This is a genomic window from Microbacterium sp. NPDC087591, from assembly GCF_044743625.1.
Classification (GTDB): Bacteria; Actinomycetota; Actinomycetes; order Actinomycetales; family Microbacteriaceae; genus Microbacterium.
Genome location: NZ_JBIUWU010000001.1, coordinates 961,990 through 979,388, shown reverse-complemented (window position 1 = coordinate 979,388; position 17,399 = coordinate 961,990). Strand labels below are relative to the sequence as shown.

Here is a 17,399-nt window from a genome sequence, read left to right as displayed (position 1 = left end):
CTCTTTCGGTGGGTGTTTCGGGTGTACAGGGAGACCGCCGGGGCCCGGCGGCGGAGGTCACTTCACGGAGCCGTTGCCGAGGCCGCTCTGCCAGAACCGCTGGAGCATCAGGAACGCGATGATCAGCGGGATGATCGACAGGAACGACCCGACGAGCACGTAGGTGCGCAGCTCGGGGATCTGGTTGAGCTGCGTGTTCCACGCGAACAGCCCGTACGTGATGGGGAACAGCTCCTGGCTGCGCAGCATGATCAGCGGCAGGAAGAAGTTGTTCCAGATGGTGACGAACTGGAACAGGAACACGGTGATCAGCGCAGGGGTCATCAGTCGGACCGAGATCGTGAAGAACGTGCGCACCTCACCGGCGCCGTCCAGACGGCCCGCCTCGATCAGCTCGTCAGGTACCGACGCCGAGGCGAAGATGCGCGTCAGGTACACGCCGAACGGACTCACGATGCTCGGCAGCAGCACCGCCCAGAACGTGTTCGTGAGGTTGACCTGGCTGAACAGCAGGAACAGCGGCAGCGCGAGTGCCGTGGCCGGCACCAGGACGCCGCCCAGCACCACGTTGAAGAACAGCTCGCGTCCGGGGAACGTGTACTTCGCCAGCGCATAGCCGCACATGCCGGCGAACACCGTCGCGAGCAGGGCGCCGAGACCGGCGTAACCGATGCTGTTGAGGATCCAGCGCAGATAGATGCCGCCGTCGTAGGTGAAGAGGTCGCCGATGTTCTCGAGCAGGTTCCAGTCCGCGAACCAGAGCGGAGCCGTGGTGAGCAGATCGCCGCGGTCCTTGGTGGACGCGATGAAGAGCCACCAGATCGGGGTGAGGAAGTAGAGGGTGAACACACCCATGATCAGCATCGCGGCGCCGCGGGAGATGAGGCTCTCGCGAGGCCCGCGTGGGCTCAGATCGTCGGCGGTCGCGCCGCGCTTCAGAGTCAGCATGCTCATTGCTCAGCCTTCCGCTGGGAGATCTTCAGGAACGTGAACGACAGGACGAACGTCGCCAGCGCCAGCACGACGGAGAAGGCGGCCGCGAGGTTCGTGTTCGGGATCGAGTTGGTGGCGTAGATGGTCATGTTCGGCGTGAAGGTGCTCGACACGGCAGCGCTGAACGACCGGAAGACCTGGGGTTCGGCGAGGAGCTGGAAGGTTCCGATGATCGAGAACACCGTGGTGAGGACGAGGGCGGGGGCGACCATCGGGATCTTGATGGACCAGGCGATGCGGATCTGGCCGGCGCCGTCGAGCCGCGCCGCCTCGTAGACCTCGGCGGGGATCGCCAGCAGCGCGGAGTAGATGATCAGCATGTTGTAGCCGACGAAGACCCAGGTGACGACGTTCGCGATCGACCACAGCACCATCTCCGGGGAGAGGAAGTCGATCGAGCGGGTCACGTCGGTGAACGGCGACAGGTTGGGGGAGTAGAGGAACCCCCACATGATCGCGGCGATCACACCGGGCACCGCGTACGGTGCGAAGAAGGCGAGGCGGAAGAACTTCTTGCCCTTCAGCACGGGGGAGTCCAGCAGCAGGGCGAACAGCAGGGCGAGTCCGAGCATCACGGGTACCTGGACGACGCCGAACAACAGCACGCGGCCCACGGATTCCCAGAACGGGGCGTTCGCGAAGACGTTGGCATACTGCGTGAGCCCGCCGAACACCTGCTGGGGCTCGCCATAGGTGCCCTCGCGCTCGACGACCAGCAGCGACTGATAGATCGCGTAACCGATCGGGATCAGATAGAAGAGCAGGAACAGCACGCCGAACGGGCCGGCGAAGAACGTGATCGCGCCCTTGTGCGGGGTGAATCGACGACCTTGTTGCTTTCGCCCCCTCCCCGACTCGGTGACGAGCAGCTGTGTGGCGGTCATGCGATCGACTCCTCTCGAATGATGCGCACGGCTCCGGCCGGCACGACGACGTGCCCGTCCATCGCGGTCTCGGTGACGAGGTCGAGGCCGGTGGCGTCGACGGTCACCTCCGCGGCACCGTGGTTGACGATGAACAGATAGGACTGGTCCGCACTGCGGCGGCGCACGAGCTCGAGCGCGCCGAGTTCGCCGATGACGGATGCCGGTGGCGTGAGGCCGACCTCGGTGACGATGCGCGCCATCAGGTCGCGGTAGGCGTCTGCGGCGGGGAGAGTGGCGAGGTACCAGGCGGTCCCCCCGCCCCAGCTGTTGCGCGCGATCGCGGGGGAGCCGTCGGCGGCGCCTCCGGTGAACGAGGCCACGACCTCGGCGGTGGTCGCGCGTCCCCGCTCCGACCACAGGCGCGCGTCCGAGCCGTCGCTCAGGTGCACGACCGTGCCCGCGGCGACCGGGGCGAACTCCTCGATGCGCACGCCGAGGGCGTCGCGGAAGGGGCCGGTGTAGCCGCCGGTGAAGATGCGATCCTGCTCGTCGACCGTGCCGCTGTAGAACGTGACCAGGGCGGTTCCGCCCGCGGCGATCCAGTCCGTGATCACGGCGGCCTCCTCCGTGCGTACGAGGTGCAGACCTGGCACGACCACCAGCCGGTAGCCGTCGAGGTCGCTGCCGGGGCGCACGATGTCGACCGTGATGCCGAGGTCGTGCAACGCCGTGTAGGCGGCGTGCATCTGATCCAGGTAGCCGATCGAGTGGCTGGGGCGGGCGTCCGCGTCGGTCGCCCACCAGGACTCCCAGGAGAAGACGATCGCCGCGTGCGCCTCGACGCGCGAGCCGGTCACCTCTGACAGGCGTCCCAGCGTGGCGCCGAGCTCCGACACCTCACGCCACACGGCGGTGTCGGTACCGGCATGCGGGAGCATCGCGGAGTGGAACTTCTCGCTGCCCTGCACCGAGGCGCGCCACTGGAAGAAGCAGATGCCGTCCGCGCCGCGGGCCACGTGGGTGAGGGAGTTGCGCAGCAGTTCGCCATCGCCCTTGGGCAGGTTGAGCGGCTGCCAGTTCACGGCACCGGTGGAGTGCTCCATCAGCAGCCACGGTGCGCCCTGGGCGAGCCCGCGCGTGAGATCGGCGTTGAAGGCGAGCTCGGACGTGGGGTCGGCGAGGCGGTGGTCGAGGTAGTGGTCGTTCGCCACGATGTCCATGTCATCGGCCCAGGACCAGTAGTCGAGGTTCTCGATGTGCGTGGTGACCATGAAATTGGTCGTGATCGGTCGCGGGCTGAGCGGGCGGATGACCTCGGCCTCTGCCCGGTAGTAGTCGATCAACTGGTCCGAGCTGAAGCGGTGGAAGTCCAGCGTCTGCCCGGGGTTGCGCAGCGACAGGGTGGCGCGCGGGGGAAGGATCTCCGACCACTCGCGGTACGTCTGGCTCCAGAACGAGGTGCCCCACGCCGCGTTGAGGGCGTCGATGTCCTGATACCGCTCGCGCAGCCAGAGGCGGAAGGCTGCGGCGCTCTCGTCGCAGTAGCAGAGGGCGTTGTGGCATCCGAGCTCGTTCGACACGTGCCACAGCTCCACGGCGGGGTGGTCGCCGTAGCGGCGGGCCACCTGCTCGACCAGCGCGAGCGCTGCGGTGCGGAAGATCGCCGAGCTGGGGCAGAACGCCTGACGCCCGCCGGGGTAGCGCCGTGTGCCGTCTTCGACCATGGGCAGGATCTCGGGGTGCGCGGTGGTGAGCCAGGCCGGGGGAGAGGCGGTGCCGGTTCCCAGGTTGACCCGGATACCACCGGCGTGCAGCCGCGCGATGATGTCGTCGAGGCGGGAGAAGTCGTACTCGCCGGCGCGGGGCTCGATGTGTGCCCATCCGAAGATGTTGATCGCGACCAGGTCGACGCCGATCTCCCGCATCAGGGCGATGTCCTCATCCCACACCTCGGGAGTCCACTGCTCCGGGTTGTAGTCGCAGCCGAAGGCGATGCCGTCGTGGGTGAAGGGCCGTGCGGGGGTGGTCATGCGCTCCTCGATCTGTGAACGTGCACAGCTCGGAGCGCTAATTCTCGGCGCTGAGACTCTGTGAACGTGTACAGACTAAACATCCCCACTCCGCGGTGTCAACAACAACCTCCGAGTGTGCGCGTGCACATACGATGAGTCGTGATGAGCAACGAGCGCAGGCACCGGGCGACGGTCAAGGACGTGGCGACCGAGGCGGGAGTGTCCCGCGGCACGGTCAGTCGTGTGCTCAACGGTCAGCCCTACGTGTCGAGCGAGGCCCGCGCGGCGATCGAGGCGGCCATCGCGAAAGTCGGTTTCGTACCGAACCGCGCGGCCAGGAGTCTGGTGATGCAGCGCACGCAGGCGATCGGTCTGATCGTGCACGAGCCGCACTCGCTCTTCATCGAAGATCCCAACATCGGGGCGATCCTGCTGGGCGCCAATGCGGCGCTGTCCGAGGCCGACTACCAGCTCTCCTTCCTCATCGCCGATTCGGCTCGTGACATCGAGCGGCTCGCCCGCTACCTCACCGGCGGCCTGATCGACGGGGTCATCGTCGTGTCCGCCCGCGAGGGGGATCCGATCACCAAGGCGATCGCGCAGCTCGACCTTCCCGCGACGTTCGTCGGTCATCCGCACGACATCGGCGACGCGGCCTATGTCGCGATCGACAACAGAGGAGCCGCGCGTGAGATCACCCGCCGACTCGCGGCCACCGGACGGCAGCGCATCGGGATGATCGCGGCCGCACTGGATCGCGACTCGGGCGCGGACCGTCTGGCCGGTTTCGTCGACGCCAGGGGCAACGACTTCGATCCTCGCCTCGTGCAGCGCGTTCCGCTGTACTCCTACGCCGACGGGCAGGCCGGCATGCGCGCGCTGCTGGAGACCTGCCCCGACATCGACGGCGTCTTCGCCGCGAGCGATGCGGTCGCGGCGGGGGCCATGGACGTGCTCCAGGCCGCAGGCAAGCGCATCCCCGAGGATGTGGGGATCGTCGGGTTCGACGACAGCTCGTGGGCGCTGCGCTGCGACCCGCCGCTGTCCACCATGAGGCAGTCGGCGAACGAGCTCGGCCGTGCCGCCGCCGAATCCGTGCTCGCGCAACTGCGCGGGGAGACGCCCTCGACGGAGAGCAGGATCCTGGAGTGCGCCGTGGTGTGGCGCGAGTCCGCCTGAAGGATGCGCCGAGGAGACCCCGCCAGTACCCTGGTGGCATGACCTCCCCGCTGCGTGTCCTCTCATCCGTCGCCGGTGTCTTCGCGGCGGCGCTGCTCGTCGCCGGCTGCACCGCCGGTCCCGGCTCTCAGACCCCGACCAGCTCCCCGGCGCCGAGCGCTGACAGCAACGACGATGCGAACGACATCGAGGGCACGATGCTCGACGACGGGCGCATGTTCGCCGTCGTCACGTGGGGCTCGTCGACGTGCGTGCCGCAGGTCGACGAGGTCACCGGATCCGGTCAGAACGTGAGCGTGACGCTGGTCGAGCCGGAGGGCGACGACGGCGCCGAGAAGGCGTGCACCGCCGACATGGCCCCGCGGGCGAGCGTGGGCGCGCTGCCCGAGGGCGTCGACCCGACGTCGGACGTCACGCTGCAGGTCACCTACGGGGATCTGGTCGAGGATGTGGATCTGGACGGCAACGCCGCCTTCGCCGGCACGCCCGGATCATCGACCGAGTACACGCCGTCGGCCGGATGGGTCGACGACAGCAACCTCGTGCTGCTGACCTGGGGATCGTCGTCGTGCCCTCCGGTGGTCGAGTCGCTGGAAGGCTCCGGCAGCACGGGCACGGTCACGTTCGCGACCGACGACACCAAGGCCTGCACCATGGACATGGCTCCGCGCGCCACGATCATCAGCTTCGGCGACGACCAGATCGACGACGACGGCTTCACGCTCACGCTCGTCGGCGGTGGACTCGAGGGCGACGTCAAGGTCAGCTGACCCGCGTCGCGCGGGTCAGAACGAGATGATCCGGTGCCCGGCCGGGAGCGCCAGCAGGAGCGCGCCAGGGTCTACGCGGCACGTGATGCGCCCGGCCTCGCCGAACTCATCGCCGTCGAGTTCGATGGGGATCGGCGTCGACGCAGCGGCCTCGGCGGCGAGGCCGCGGAAGTAGTGCACCGAAGCGTCCTTCCCGCGGCGCTCCAGCACGCGGCGGCCGGCCCGGAACCGGCGCAGCACTGAGTTGTCCCACCAGATCTTGCGCCACACGCCCAGCCAGCCGAGCACACCGGTCGGCTGGATGACGGCGATGTCGAGCGTGCCGTCGGTGATCGATCCGTCGGGGATCAGCGCGATGCCCGCCGGGAGCGTGCCGCAGTTCGCGAACAGGATGCTGTGCACCTTCGTGCTGTGCAGGCGCCCTTCATCGATCTGGTAGACCGCGCGGAAGGGCTTCGCGCCGGCCAACGACCGCGCAGCGCCGTCGACGTATGCGATCCAGCCGACCGACTTCTTCAGATCCGACCGGGTGTTCGCGATCATGTCGGCATCCAGGCCGATGCCGGCGAGCACCACGAAGGCGTGCTCGGACTCGCTGCCGTCTTCACGGGTGATCCGCGCCCAGCCGATGTCGATGGGGAGTCGATAGTCCCCGAGCGCCGCGCGGATCATCTCCGCGGGGTCGGCGAGGGGCAGGCCGAGGTTGCGGGCGAGGAGGTTGCCCGTGCCGCTGGGCAGGATCGCCAGCGGGACCCCGGTGTTCGCGATGGCCTCGGACACCGCGCGCACCGTGCCGTCGCCGCCCGCGACGAGGACGACATCCACCCCGCGGGCGAGTGCTTCGGCGGTGGCGGCCTGCCCGGCATCCTCGATCGTGGTCGTGTAGAACGCGGGATGCTCCCACCCGGCCTCGCGGCTCAGATCCCGCACGGTCGCCCGCAGCTGCTTCTCGTCGACCTTGATGGGGTTGTAGACGAGCGCCGCCTGGCGTCGAGCGGAAGCGCGCTTCGTCATGGCGCTACTCTAAACCCGCACCCGGCCCCACCCGTTCACGGTCGGCCGGGCGCGGCAGGAGGAGAGGCAGATGGACGAGCGGACACCGCACGCGGACGCGGATCAGGGGCGCGCGCTGCTCTCGACGATGATCACCGACGAGCCGCAGCGGCTTCGGCGCCGCAGCATCTCGCTCGGGGTGCCCGTGGACGACGCCGACGATGCGGCTCAGACCGCGCTGATGCGGGCATGGCGCTCGATCGAGCACCTCGAGATGCCCGAGCCGGGACGCCTGTGCTCGTGGCTCGACACGATCGCGCGCAACGTCGCCATCGACCTCGCGCGACACCGGGCGCGGCATCCGGAGGCCGTGCTCGATGAGGCGGCACCCGACCCCGGGAGCGTGGCCGGGGTCGTCGAGATCAGAGTGCTGCTCGACGGTGCCCTGTCGGCGCTGCGCGCTCTGCCGGAATCGCTGCGCACCCCGCTGCTGCTGACGGTGGTCGACGGATTGTCGACCACCGAGGTGGCGGATCGGCTGGGCATCGAACCGGCAGCCGCGCGGCAGCGCATCTCCCGCGCACGCAAGGCGATGTCGGCCTGCCGGAAGACGGGGATGGAAGCGGGCTGAGGGAGACCGACCGGCGGACGGCCTCCCTGCAGGTCACGCGGTGCCGAAGGGGTTGTCGATCGCGTAGCGCCATCCGTGCGTCTCATCGTGCACCGCGACGTCGGCGGTCGTGCCCGCGAGCGCGATCGGCGATCCGTCGGGCGCGGTGCCGTCGATCGTCCAGTCGGCGACAGCGAGGCCCACGCCGTCGCTCTCGAACACGTGGCGGACGGTCATCACGATCGGCAGGTTCAGGCCGAGGAACTGCTCGAGCGCGCCGCGCACGGCATCGTCGCCCATGACGGGCTGCCCCGGAGCGGGGACGAAGACGACGGCGGGGGCGTTCAGTGCCATCAGCCCATCGAGGTCGCGGGCGTTGAACCGGTCGGCGAAAGCCAGGTTCAGCTGGTCCAGGGAGGTGACGGGAGTGCTCATGTGCGTCCTTTCATGCGGGTCGGCGGGATGACGACCGCTGAGGAGAAAGACGACGCCGCGACGAAGGTGTGACATCCGGTGCCGCGGGGCGCTCGGGCCGGGGATCGGCCACAGGCTGGCACCGTAGAATCGATGGATGATCGACCTCGCACTCCTCCGCGAACACCCGGAGATCGTCCGCCGTTCACAGGCAGCCCGTGGCAACGACCAGGGCACCGTCGACGTCGCACTCGAGGCCGATCGATCGCGCCGCGCGGCGCTCGCCGCCTTCGAGGAGCTGCGGGCCGAGCAGAACGCCTTCGGCAAGCAGGTCGCCAAGGCTCCGAAAGAGGAGAAGGCCGCGCTCGTCGCGCAGGTGAAGGACCTCGCCGAGCGCGTCAAGCTCGCCCAGCAGGCGGCCGGTGCGGCGGCGGACGAGGCGGCGGCGGCGCTCGGCCGCATCGAGAACGTGGTCATCGACGGCGTCCCGGCCGGTGGAGAGGCGGACTTCGTCGAGCTGCGCCGCGTCGGCGAGACGCCGACGTTCGACTTCGAGCCTCGCGATCACCTCGAGCTGGGGGAGATCCTCGGCGCGATCGACATGGAGCGCGGAGCGAAGGTCTCCGGCGCCCGCTTCTACTTCCTCCGAGGCATCGGCGCGCGTCTCGAGATCGCCCTCATGAACCTCGCGCTCGACAAGGCGCTGCAGAACGGGTTCGTCCCGCTGATCACGCCCACGCTCGTGCGCCCGGAGATCATGCAGGGGACCGGGTTCCTCGGCGAGCACGCCGATGAGGTCTACCACCTCGACAAGGGCGACGACCTGTACCTGGTCGGCACCAGCGAGGTCGCGCTCGCCGGCTACCACAAGGACGAGATCATCGACCTGTCCGATGGAGCCCTGCGCTACGCCGGCTGGTCGACCTGCTACCGCCGCGAGGCGGGGTCGCATGGCAAGGACACCCGCGGCATCATCCGCGTGCACCAGTTCAACAAGCTGGAGATGTTCGTCTACATCGACCCCGCAGACGCCGAGGCGGAGCACCTCCGGCTCGTCGCGCTGCAGGAGGAGATGCTGACCTCGCTCGGGCTCGCCTACCGCGTGATCGATGTGGCTGCAGGCGACCTGGGATCCAGCGCCGCGCGCAAGTACGACATCGAGGCATGGGTCCCGACCCAGGGCGCGTTCCGCGAGCTCACCTCGACGTCGAACTGCACGACCTACCAGGCGCGCCGACTCGACGTGCGGTTCCGCCCCGTCGTCGACGCCCCGACGGACGCAGCGACCGCGCCCCGCGAGGCGAAGACCCAGCCGGTGGCCACGCTCAACGGCACGCTGGCCACCACACGCTGGATCGTCGCCCTGCTCGAGACTCACCAGCAGGCGGACGGTTCCGTGCGGGTGCCCGAGGTGCTGCGTCCGTACCTCGGCGGGCTCGAAGTGATCGAGCCGACCCGACGCCCGGCGCAGGGCTCCAAATGACGGCCACCTGGCTGGTCGGACTCGATGTCGACGGCACGATCCTGCTGCAGGATGAGACGATGAGCCCCGGCGTGCCCGAGGCCGTCGCCCGCGTGCGGGATGCCGGACACGAGGTGACGATCGCCACCGGTCGCAGCTGGATGGCGACCCGGCGCTACGTCGAGGAGCTCGGGCTGACCGCGGAGTACGTCGTGTGCTCCAACGGTGCGGTCACGATGCGGCGCGTGGGTGACGAGTGGGAGCGCTGGAACGTCGAGACCTTCGACCCGTCGCCGGTGCTCGCTCTGCTGCGCGACCGCCTTCCCGAGGCCCGCTATATGGTGGAGCTCGCTTCGGGACAGCGGCTGTACACCGAGCAGCTCGACGACTGGACGCTCGACGGCGGCCGCCGGGTGAGTTTCGACGAGCTCGCCGCGGAGCCCGTGTCGCGCGTCGTGGTCGTCTCACCAGGGCACGACGAGGAGGACTTCCACCGGCTGGTGGCAGACGCCGGCCTCAACGAGGTCTCATACGCGATCGGCTGGACGGCGTGGCTCGACATCGCCCCGCAGGGCGTCGACAAGGGTACGGCGCTGGAGCAGGTGCGTGCCGAGCTCGGCCTTTCCGAGGAGCGGGTGCTTGTCGCCGGTGACGGACGCAACGACATCGGCATGTTCGGCTGGGCGCGTGCGCGGGGCGGACGTGCGGTGGCCATGGGCCAGGCGCCCGATGTGGTGAAGGATGCCGCCACCGAGGTCACCGGCGATGTCGCCGATGGAGGCCTGGCAGTGGCCCTGGACACGCTTCCAGCACCCGCTCAGGTGCGCGCGGGAGAATAGAACTCGGCTAGACTCACGCCTTGTCGACAGATGCGTCTGTCGAGGAGGGTTGTCCGAGCGGCCGATGGAGCTGGTCTTGAAAACCAGTGGGCAGAGATGTCTCGTGGGTTCGAATCCCACACCCTCCGCATTCCGAGCACGGTGACTCCGCACCGCACGCTGATCCGAAAGGCCCCGAGTGAGCGAATCCACCCGACGCCGTCGCACCATCGCACGGCACGGCCAGCTCCGCACCCCCGGACCGGTCAGCCAGCTGCTCAAGTTCATCGCGATCGGCCTCGCCGTGGTCCTCGTCAGTGGTGTCGGCGTGGCGGCATACATCGCCTACGACTTCTCGAGCACGGTCGCAGCGAACGCCGTCGACCTCGACGGGCAGGAAGCCGTGCCGCCGAACATCGGCGAGTACGAGGGTGGCTTCAACATGGTCCTCGCCGGCGTCGACACCTGCGAGGAGAAGTATGCGTCGCTCTTCGGCGAGCGGTGCAGCGGCAGCGACTCCGAGGGCTCGCTCAACGATGTGAACCTGCTGGTGCACGTCTCGGAGGAGCCGCGCCGGATCACCGTTGTCAGCTTCCCCCGAGACCTCATGATCCCGATCCCGGAGTGCACCGACGACGAGGGCAACGTCCACTCGGCGATGAGCAAGCAGCCGCTCAACGTGGCATACAGCGACGGCGGTCTCAACTGCGTCGTGCAGACCATCTCGCAGCTCAGCGGCCAGGAGGTGCAGTTCGCGGCATCCGTCACGTTCGGCGGCGTGATCGAGATCACCAACGCGATCGGCGGCGTCGACGTGTGCCTGGCGAACCCGATCAGGGACCGCTACACGGGTCTCGACATGTCGGCCGGTACCCACACGGTGGAAGGGCTGCAGGCGCTGCAGTTCCTGCGCACGCGTCACGGTGTCGGCGACGGCAGCGACCTCGGCCGCATCGGCAACCAGCAGCAGTACATGTCGAGCCTGTCGCGCAAGCTCATCAGCGGCGAAGTGCTCGGCAACGTGCCCGTCATGCTGAAGCTGGCCAACACCGCGCTGAGCAACCTCGAGGCGAGCACCTCGCTCGCCAACAACCCGATGACGATCGTGCAGATCGCCCTCGCGGTCAAGGAGGTGCCGTTCGAGGACATCGTCTTCGTGCAGTACCCGACCGGTGCGGACTACGCCGACCCGAACAAGGTCGTGCCGAACACCGAAGCGGCCACGGCGCTCTGGGACGCGATCGAGGCCAACGCCCAGCTACAGATCACGCACGAGAACACCAGCAACGACGGCGTGGTCGTCGAGGAGCCCGCGGCCCCGACCGAAGAGGTGACGCCGGACCCCACGGCCACCCCGGAGAACGTCGTGGCGTTGCCTGACACGATCAAGGGCAACTCGGCCGCCCAGCAGACCTGCTCGAACGGTAACGTCCGCTAGATCGCCGGTCGGTCGGCCGGAGACGCCGCCGGGTACAGGGCGTCGATCAGCGCCTCCATGATCGCGGGCATGTCGATCGTGGGGTCGATCATCCACTGCAGCTGCAGACCATCGGATGCCGCCTGGATGACGCGGGCGAGTGTGTCGGGGTCGAGCACGGGCCGCCCCTGACCGCCGGGACCGAAGCTCTCCACGACGGTCTCGCGCAGGCGCTCGCTGCGGTCGAGGAAGTACTGGTGAGCCGGGTGAGCGGGGTCGGCCGCGTCGACCGAGAGGCGTGAGAAGAGAGCCACGAGTCCGGGGACCTGCGTGTTGTGCCGGATCACATCGATGAAACCGGCTCGCGCCGCGTCGGGATCGAGGAACGCGGGGTCCAGCCCGTCGTGCTCGTCGCGCTTGCGCAGCACCTCGGTGAAGAGCTCCTCCTTCGAGCCGAAGTAATGCAGCAGCGCAGCAGGGGTCACGCCGACGACCTCGGCGATCTCCTTGAGGGAGGCGTTCTGGTATCCCTTGCGTCCGATCACGTCGAGGGCGCTCTCGAGGATCTCCTCGCGTCGAGCGACGCCTTTCGCATATGAGCCACGTCGTGCCATGCCTCGAGACTAATCCTGAACACCGTTTGAAATCTAATACTGAAGGACATATAGTTTTCGCAGAGACACCGCCGTCGTCCGCGAAAGGACCACCATGACCGACATCTCGGCATCCGATCTGACCCTCGAGGAGAAGGCGTCGCTCACCAGCGGCGCTGACTTCTGGACCACCAAGGCCGTCGAGCGGGCGGGCATCCCGTCGGTCATGATGACCGACGGCCCGCACGGCCTGCGCAAGCAGGCCGGTGGCACCGACCACCTCGGGCTCGCCAGCAGCGTCCCCGCCACCTGCTTCCCCCCGGCCGTGGGTATCGGCTCTTCGTTCGACCCCGAGATCATCGCGCGCGTCGGCGCAGCGATCGGCGTGGAGGCGGCGATCGAGGATGTCGCCGTGGTGCTCGGCCCTGGCATCAACATCAAGCGCTCGCCGCTGTGCGGCCGTAACTTCGAGTACTTCTCGGAGGATCCCCTCGTCTCGGGCGTGCTCGGAGCCGCCTCCGTGCGCGGAGTGCAGTCGCAGGGCGTGGGTACGTCGCTCAAGCACTTCGCGGCGAACAACCAGGAGTTCGACCGCATGCGCGCGAGCTCCGACGTCGACCCGCGTCCGCTGCGCGAGATCTACCTGCGCGGCTTCGAGCGCGTCGTGAAGGAGGCATCCCCGTGGACGGTGATGTGCTCGTACAACAAGCTCAACGGGGTGTGGACCTCGGAGGACCCGTGGCTGCTCACCAGCGTGCTGCGCGACGACTGGGGCTTCGACGGTCTCGTCGTCTCGGACTGGGGCGCCGTGAACGACCGCGTCACGGGCGTCGCCGCCGGCCTCGACCTGGAGATGCCGGCATCCGGCGGGCGGACCGACGCCCAGCTGGTGGATGCCGTGCGTGCCGGGACCCTCGCCGAGAGCGTTCTCGACACCGCCGCCGCTCGGGCGATCGACCTGGTGCGCAAGGCGGGCGAGCGCCCGGCCGTGTCCGGACCTCTCGACGTGGACGCGCACCACGCCCTGGCCCGTGAGGCGGCCGGCCGCTCGATCGTGCTGCTGAAGAACGACGGGGGAGTGCTCCCGCTGTCCGCCACGCAGAAGGTGGCCGTGATCGGGGCGTTCGCGACCGAGCCGCGGTTCCAGGGCGCCGGCTCCTCACTCATCAACCCGACGAAGGTGGATGCCGCACTCGACGAGCTGCGCGCGGTCGGTGGCGACAACGTCACGTACGCCGCGGGCTTCGCGGTCGCCGGAGGTGCCGTCGCGGCATCCGGACGCAGCGCCGACGACCTGCGCGAGGAGGCCGTGGCCGTGGCAGCTGCCGCCGATGTCGCCGTCGTCATGCTCGGACTGCCTGCCGCCGAGGAATCCGAGGGCTTCGACCGCGACCACATCGATCTGCCCGCCGACCAGCTGGCACTGCTCGACGCCGTGATCGCGGCCAACCCGCGCACCGTGGTCGTGCTCTCCAACGGCGGCGTCGTCGCACTGCCGTTCGCCGACCGGGTGCCCGCGATCGTCGAGACCTGGCTGCTCGGTCAGGCCGGCGGCGGAGCGGTCGCCGACGTGCTCTACGGCGAGGTGAACCCCTCGGGCAAGTTGACCGAGACCGTTCCGGTGCGCCTGGAGGACAACCCCTCCTTCGGCAACTTCCCCGGTGAGTTCGGGCACGTCCGCTACGGCGAGGGGCTGCTCGTCGGCTACCGCTGGTACGACGCCAAGGGCCTCGCCGTCACGTACCCGTTCGGCCACGGACTCTCGTACACGACTTTCGAGTACGGCGCAGCCACCGCATCGGTCGCCGCGGATGGCGACATCGTCGTGTCGTTCGACCTGAGCAACACCGGAGACCGCGATGGCCGCGAGGTCGTGCAGGTGTACGTCGCCCCCGAACAGTCGATCGTGCAGCGCGCCCCGCGCGAGCTCAAGGCGTTCTCGTCGGTCGCGCTCGCTGCGGGCGAGACCCGTACGGTCGAGCTGGTCGTGCGCCGCGAAGACCTGGCGTACTGGGACGTGCGCGTGGACCGCTGGGTCGTCGAGGGCGGCGCGTACACGGTCGAGGTGGCCGCGTCGAGCCGTGACATCCGCTCGTCCGTCTCGGTCGAGGTCGCCGGTGACGAGGTGCAGCAGGACCTGACCATGAACTCCTCGGTCGGTGATGTGGTCGCCCACCCGGTCGCCGGCCCCATCGTGATGGGCGCGCTCGGCGGCTTCATGAGCGAGCTCAGCGGGGCGGACTCGTCGGCGGCGTCCATGATGCCGGACGACGACGCGATGCAGAAGATGATGGCGTCGTTCCCGATCGGACGCCTCGTCGGATTCCCGGGTGTCGAGGTCACCTACGAGCAGGTCGAGCAGCTGATCGCCGCCGCGAACGCGGGGGTCGCGCCCGCCCAGTAGCCCTGGTTCCGGCCCCGGTCCCGGGTCAGTGCCGCGCCGGCCCTGTTCCGCGCCGGCTCGCCGAGACTCCCGCGAGCGCCGAGACCCATCACGCCGAGCGTCGGTCGTGGTGGGTCTCGGCGGCGGTGAGGGGTCTCGGCGCGCGGCGGACGGCGGGCGCGCGGCGGGTGACGGGCTCAGCCGGCGGTCGAGCGGCGGACGACGAGCTCGGGCGGGAACACCGTCTGGCGGGGGATGCTGTCGGGATCGGCGGCCTCTTCCAGCACGATCCGCAGCGCGGTGCGTCCGATCATCCGGCTCGGCTGGCGGATGGATGACAGAGGCACGGCTGCGGCCGCGGCGAACGGGTTGTCGTCGAAGCCGATGAGGGCGATCTCGTCGGGAACCAGCACGCGTCCTCCCGAGACCAGCGACTGCAGGAGTCCCAGCGCCAGCAGGTCGTTCGCGGCGAAGAGGGCATCCGGCCACTCGCGACGCGGGCGCGTGAGCAGCCTGGTGCCGGCGATGACTCCCTCTTCGACGGTCATCGCCGAGGTCGGCACCACTTCGAGCTCCACATGCACCGTGGCGTTCTCGGCCGCGGCGCGAGCACCGGCGAGGCGGTCGGTGACCTGGCGCATGTCGAACGGGCCGCCGACGAAGGCGATACGCCTTCTGCCGCCCTCGATCAGATGCTCCACTGCGAGACGTCCGCCCGCGACGCTGTCGACGGAGACGGACGAGAAGCCGCTGTCGGCGCTGAACCGATCGACCAGCACCGTGGCGATCCCGCTCGCCCGGAAGCGGCGCAGCTGCGTCATGACGTCGCCGTAGGGGGCGATGAGAAGTCCGCGCACCTGCTGTTCGCGGAAGAGATCGAGATACACCTTCTCGCGCGACGGATCATCGTCGGTGTTGCCGTAGAGGATCGCGATGCCGTGGCTGGACGCCTCGTCCTCCGCGCCGCGCACCACGTCGTTGTAGAAGGGGTTCTGGCCGTCGAGCACCACGAAGCCGACGGTGGTGCTGACGCCGGCGCGAAGCTTGCGCGCGGCGTCGTTGCGCACGTAGCCGAGCTCGTCGATGGCCTGGCTCACCCGCTCCACCGAGTCGCTGGAGACCTCGTCGGGGCGGTTCAGGACGTTCGAGACCGTGCCGACGGAGACACCGGCGCGGAGGGCGACGTCACGGATGCTGACGGGCATCTGGTTGTCCTCTCGTCGTCGGGTGGATCACGCTTCGGCATCGGGGCTTGACCTGAGACCGGCATCACATACACTAGCCTGAAACGAGCTTGAATCGATTCAGATAGAGTTCATTCCGATCATCATCCCCCTCAACGGAGAGGAAAGCCAGTGGTAGACGCAGCCTCCGCCCGCAGCGCTCCCCCCACCGCGCTCGAGCTGCACCGGGTCGTGAAGTCCTTCGGCCCCGTCGTCGCGCTCCGCTCAGGCAGCCTGACGCTCCGCCCCGGATCGATCCACGCCCTCATCGGCGAGAACGGCGCGGGCAAGTCGACACTCGTGAAGATCATGGCCGGTCTCTACCGCCGCGATTCGGGGGACTTCCGCCTGCACGGCGAGGAGGTCGACTTCACCAGCACCGCCCAGTCGAAGGCCGCGGGCATCGCGGTCATCTACCAGGAGCCGACGCTGTTCCCCGACCTCTCGGTCACCGAGAACATCTTCATGGGGCGTCAGCCCACCGGCCTCCTCGGACGCATCGACCGCAAAGCGATGCGCACGGAGGTGGACCGGATCTTCCGTCGTCTGGGTGTGGCGCTCGACCCCGACCGCATCACGGAGGGCCTCTCGATCGCCGACCAGCAGATCATCGAGATCGCCAAGGCCATCTCGCTCGATGCGAGCGTGCTGATCATGGACGAGCCGACGGCCGCACTCAGCGGCGTCGAGGTCGACCGCCTGTTCGCCGTCGCCAGGAGCCTGCGCGACGAAGGCAGAGCGATCCTGTTCATCTCGCACCGCTTCGACGAGGTGTTCGATCTGTGCGACACGGTCACGGTCATGCGCGACGGTGCGTACATCGACACCACGCCCATCGCCGAGACCACGGTCGAGGACCTGGTGCGGCAGATGGTCGGCCGCGACGTCACCGAACTCTTCCCCAAGCAGGAGGCAGCCATCGGCGAGCCGCTGCTCGAGGTCACCGGGCTGAACCGCCCCGGTGTCTTCCATGACATCTCGTTCACGGTGCGAGCCGGCGAGATCGTCGCCCTGGCCGGTCTGGTCGGCGCAGGTCGTTCCGAGGTCGCCCGCGCCGTCTTCGGCGTCGACCCGTACAGCGAGGGCGAGGTGCGGATGCTCGGCACCGCCGTCGCGCGGCGCAACCCCACCGCCGCGATGCGCAGCGGGCTCGCTCTCGTGCCGGAGGATCGCCGCAAGCAGGGCCTCGTGATCGATGCCGGCGTCGGGGGCAACATCACCCTCGCGATCCGTCGGCGTCTGTCGAAGTGGGGCCTGATCACCAGTGGAATCGAGAACCGCGCGGCCAAGGAATGGGCATCCCGGCTCGAGGTCAAGACGCACGCGCTCGACACCGTGGCATCCACCCTCTCCGGAGGAAACCAGCAGAAGGTCGTGCTGGCCAAGTGGCTCGCCACCGACCCCCGCGTCCTGATCATCGACGAGCCGACCCGCGGCATCGACGTCGGCACCAAGTCCGAGGTGCACCGCCTCCTCTCGCAGCTGGCGGGTGAGGGGATGGGCATCCTCATGATCTCGTCCGAGCTTCCCGAGGTGCTCGGCATGGCGGACCGGGTGCTCGTGATGCGCGAAGGGCGCATCACCGCCGAGCTCACCCGCGACGACGCCACCAGCGAGAACGTCATGTTCGCCGCCACTCATTCATCGGAGCAGCACTGATGCGCCG

At 68.8% G+C, this 17,399-nt stretch carries 15 protein-coding genes and 1 tRNA gene; 9 read left to right on the top strand and 7 right to left on the bottom strand.

From position 1 onward, the window contains the following. Positions 1–57: 57 nt before the first annotated feature. The 3 genes from ACIOVG_RS04610 to ACIOVG_RS04600 are packed head-to-tail and all read right to left on the bottom strand — an operon-like array spanning position 58 to position 3,889. Positions 58–954 (bottom strand): carbohydrate ABC transporter permease, encoded by an 897-nt coding sequence (locus tag ACIOVG_RS04610; RefSeq protein ID WP_400869509.1) that lies wholly within the window; start codon positions 952–954, stop codon positions 58–60. Then, entirely contained in the window at positions 951–1,877 is a 927-nt protein-coding gene (locus ACIOVG_RS04605) for a carbohydrate ABC transporter permease (protein WP_400869507.1), read from the bottom strand. Before ACIOVG_RS04605 ends, ACIOVG_RS04610 begins: the two co-directional genes overlap by 4 nt. Beyond that, a complete protein-coding gene (locus ACIOVG_RS04600) occupies positions 1,874–3,889 on the bottom strand; it encodes a beta-galactosidase (protein WP_400869504.1) in 2,016 nt (671 codons plus the stop codon). Before ACIOVG_RS04600 ends, ACIOVG_RS04605 begins: the two co-directional genes overlap by 4 nt. A gap of 144 nt (positions 3,890–4,033) precedes the next feature. Between ACIOVG_RS04600 and ACIOVG_RS04595 the strand changes: the two genes are divergently transcribed. Then, the gene (locus tag ACIOVG_RS04595; RefSeq protein ID WP_400869501.1) at positions 4,034–5,050 is read left to right on the top strand and encodes a LacI family DNA-binding transcriptional regulator; all 1,017 of its coding nucleotides are present in this window, start codon (positions 4,034–4,036) and stop codon (positions 5,048–5,050) included. Between the two features lie 38 nt (positions 5,051–5,088). Continuing rightward, positions 5,089–5,820, top strand: a complete 732-nt coding sequence (locus tag ACIOVG_RS04590) for a hypothetical protein (RefSeq protein ID WP_400869499.1) — start codon at positions 5,089–5,091, stop codon at positions 5,818–5,820. A 15-nt stretch (positions 5,821–5,835) separates the two neighbouring features. On the opposite strand, the gene ACIOVG_RS04585 is transcribed toward ACIOVG_RS04590, so the two are convergent. Then, a complete protein-coding gene (locus ACIOVG_RS04585; protein WP_400869496.1) occupies positions 5,836–6,834 on the bottom strand; it encodes a diacylglycerol/lipid kinase family protein in 999 nt (332 codons plus the stop codon). 70 nt (positions 6,835–6,904) lie between these two features. On the opposite strand from ACIOVG_RS04585, the gene ACIOVG_RS04580 reads away from it, so the two are divergent. Continuing rightward, positions 6,905–7,444 carry an RNA polymerase sigma factor gene (locus ACIOVG_RS04580; RefSeq protein WP_400869493.1) on the top strand — a complete coding sequence of 180 codons (540 nt, stop codon included), beginning with the start codon at positions 6,905–6,907 and terminating at the stop codon, positions 7,442–7,444. A gap of 33 nt (positions 7,445–7,477) precedes the next feature. Here the strand turns inward: ACIOVG_RS04580 and ACIOVG_RS04575 are convergent, their stop codons facing one another. After that, entirely contained in the window at positions 7,478–7,858 is a 381-nt protein-coding gene (locus tag ACIOVG_RS04575; protein WP_400869491.1) for a YybH family protein, read from the bottom strand. A gap of 136 nt (positions 7,859–7,994) precedes the next feature. On the opposite strand from ACIOVG_RS04575, the gene serS reads away from it, so the two are divergent. From serS to ACIOVG_RS04555, 4 genes are all read left to right on the top strand, one after another. Beyond that, positions 7,995–9,320, top strand: a complete 1,326-nt coding sequence (serS, locus tag ACIOVG_RS04570) for a serine--tRNA ligase (RefSeq protein WP_400869489.1) — start codon at positions 7,995–7,997, stop codon at positions 9,318–9,320. Next, entirely contained in the window at positions 9,317–10,138 is an 822-nt protein-coding gene (locus ACIOVG_RS04565) for an HAD family hydrolase (RefSeq protein ID WP_400869486.1), read from the top strand. Before serS ends, ACIOVG_RS04565 begins: the two co-directional genes overlap by 4 nt. A 43-nt stretch (positions 10,139–10,181) precedes the next feature. Continuing rightward, positions 10,182–10,266: transfer RNA gene (locus tag ACIOVG_RS04560), tRNA-Ser, on the top strand. 50 nt (positions 10,267–10,316) lie between these two features. Further along, the gene (locus ACIOVG_RS04555; RefSeq protein WP_400869483.1) at positions 10,317–11,555 is read left to right on the top strand and encodes an LCP family protein; all 1,239 of its coding nucleotides are present in this window, start codon (positions 10,317–10,319) and stop codon (positions 11,553–11,555) included. On the opposite strand, the gene ACIOVG_RS04550 is transcribed toward ACIOVG_RS04555, so the two are convergent. Then, the gene (locus ACIOVG_RS04550; protein ID WP_400869480.1) at positions 11,552–12,148 is read right to left on the bottom strand and encodes a TetR/AcrR family transcriptional regulator; all 597 of its coding nucleotides are present in this window, start codon (positions 12,146–12,148) and stop codon (positions 11,552–11,554) included. The two genes, ACIOVG_RS04555 and ACIOVG_RS04550, sit on opposite strands and share 4 nt — an antisense overlap. Before the next feature lie 94 nt (positions 12,149–12,242). Here ACIOVG_RS04550 and ACIOVG_RS04545 point away from each other — a divergent pair, with 94 nt between their 5' ends. Continuing rightward, positions 12,243–14,531, top strand: coding sequence for a glycoside hydrolase family 3 C-terminal domain-containing protein (locus ACIOVG_RS04545; protein ID WP_400869477.1), 2,289 nt, complete (start codon positions 12,243–12,245; stop codon positions 14,529–14,531). Positions 14,532–14,707: 176 nt separating this feature from the next. Here the strand turns inward: ACIOVG_RS04545 and ACIOVG_RS04540 are convergent, their stop codons facing one another. After that, positions 14,708–15,715 (bottom strand): LacI family DNA-binding transcriptional regulator, encoded by a 1,008-nt coding sequence (locus ACIOVG_RS04540; RefSeq protein ID WP_400869474.1) that lies wholly within the window; start codon positions 15,713–15,715, stop codon positions 14,708–14,710. Between the two features lie 150 nt (positions 15,716–15,865). Here ACIOVG_RS04540 and ACIOVG_RS04535 point away from each other — a divergent pair, with 150 nt between their 5' ends. Beyond that, positions 15,866–17,392, top strand: a complete 1,527-nt coding sequence (locus ACIOVG_RS04535) for a sugar ABC transporter ATP-binding protein (protein ID WP_400869471.1) — start codon at positions 15,866–15,868, stop codon at positions 17,390–17,392. The last annotated feature ends 7 nt before the right edge of the window (positions 17,393–17,399 follow it).

Coding starts and splice junctions, on each gene's coding strand:
- ACIOVG_RS04590 (WP_400869499.1), top strand. CDS start 5,089: ATGACCTCCCCGCTGCGTGTCCTCTCATCCGTCGCCGGTGTCTTCGCG.
- ACIOVG_RS04580 (WP_400869493.1), top strand. CDS start 6,905: ATGGACGAGCGGACACCGCACGCGGACGCGGATCAGGGGCGCGCGCTG.
- ACIOVG_RS04600 (WP_400869504.1), bottom strand. CDS start 3,889: ATGACCACCCCCGCACGGCCCTTCACCCACGACGGCATCGCCTTCGGC.
- ACIOVG_RS04540 (WP_400869474.1), bottom strand. CDS start 15,715: ATGCCCGTCAGCATCCGTGACGTCGCCCTCCGCGCCGGTGTCTCCGTC.
- ACIOVG_RS04610 (WP_400869509.1), bottom strand. CDS start 954: ATGAGCATGCTGACTCTGAAGCGCGGCGCGACCGCCGACGATCTGAGC.
- ACIOVG_RS04550 (WP_400869480.1), bottom strand. CDS start 12,148: ATGGCACGACGTGGCTCATATGCGAAAGGCGTCGCTCGACGCGAGGAG.
- ACIOVG_RS04585 (WP_400869496.1), bottom strand. CDS start 6,834: ATGACGAAGCGCGCTTCCGCTCGACGCCAGGCGGCGCTCGTCTACAAC.
- ACIOVG_RS04565 (WP_400869486.1), top strand. CDS start 9,317: ATGACGGCCACCTGGCTGGTCGGACTCGATGTCGACGGCACGATCCTG.
- ACIOVG_RS04605 (WP_400869507.1), bottom strand. CDS start 1,877: ATGACCGCCACACAGCTGCTCGTCACCGAGTCGGGGAGGGGGCGAAAG.
- ACIOVG_RS04595 (WP_400869501.1), top strand. CDS start 4,034: ATGAGCAACGAGCGCAGGCACCGGGCGACGGTCAAGGACGTGGCGACC.
- serS (WP_400869489.1), top strand. CDS start 7,995: ATGATCGACCTCGCACTCCTCCGCGAACACCCGGAGATCGTCCGCCGT.
- ACIOVG_RS04545 (WP_400869477.1), top strand. CDS start 12,243: ATGACCGACATCTCGGCATCCGATCTGACCCTCGAGGAGAAGGCGTCG.
- ACIOVG_RS04575 (WP_400869491.1), bottom strand. CDS start 7,858: ATGAGCACTCCCGTCACCTCCCTGGACCAGCTGAACCTGGCTTTCGCC.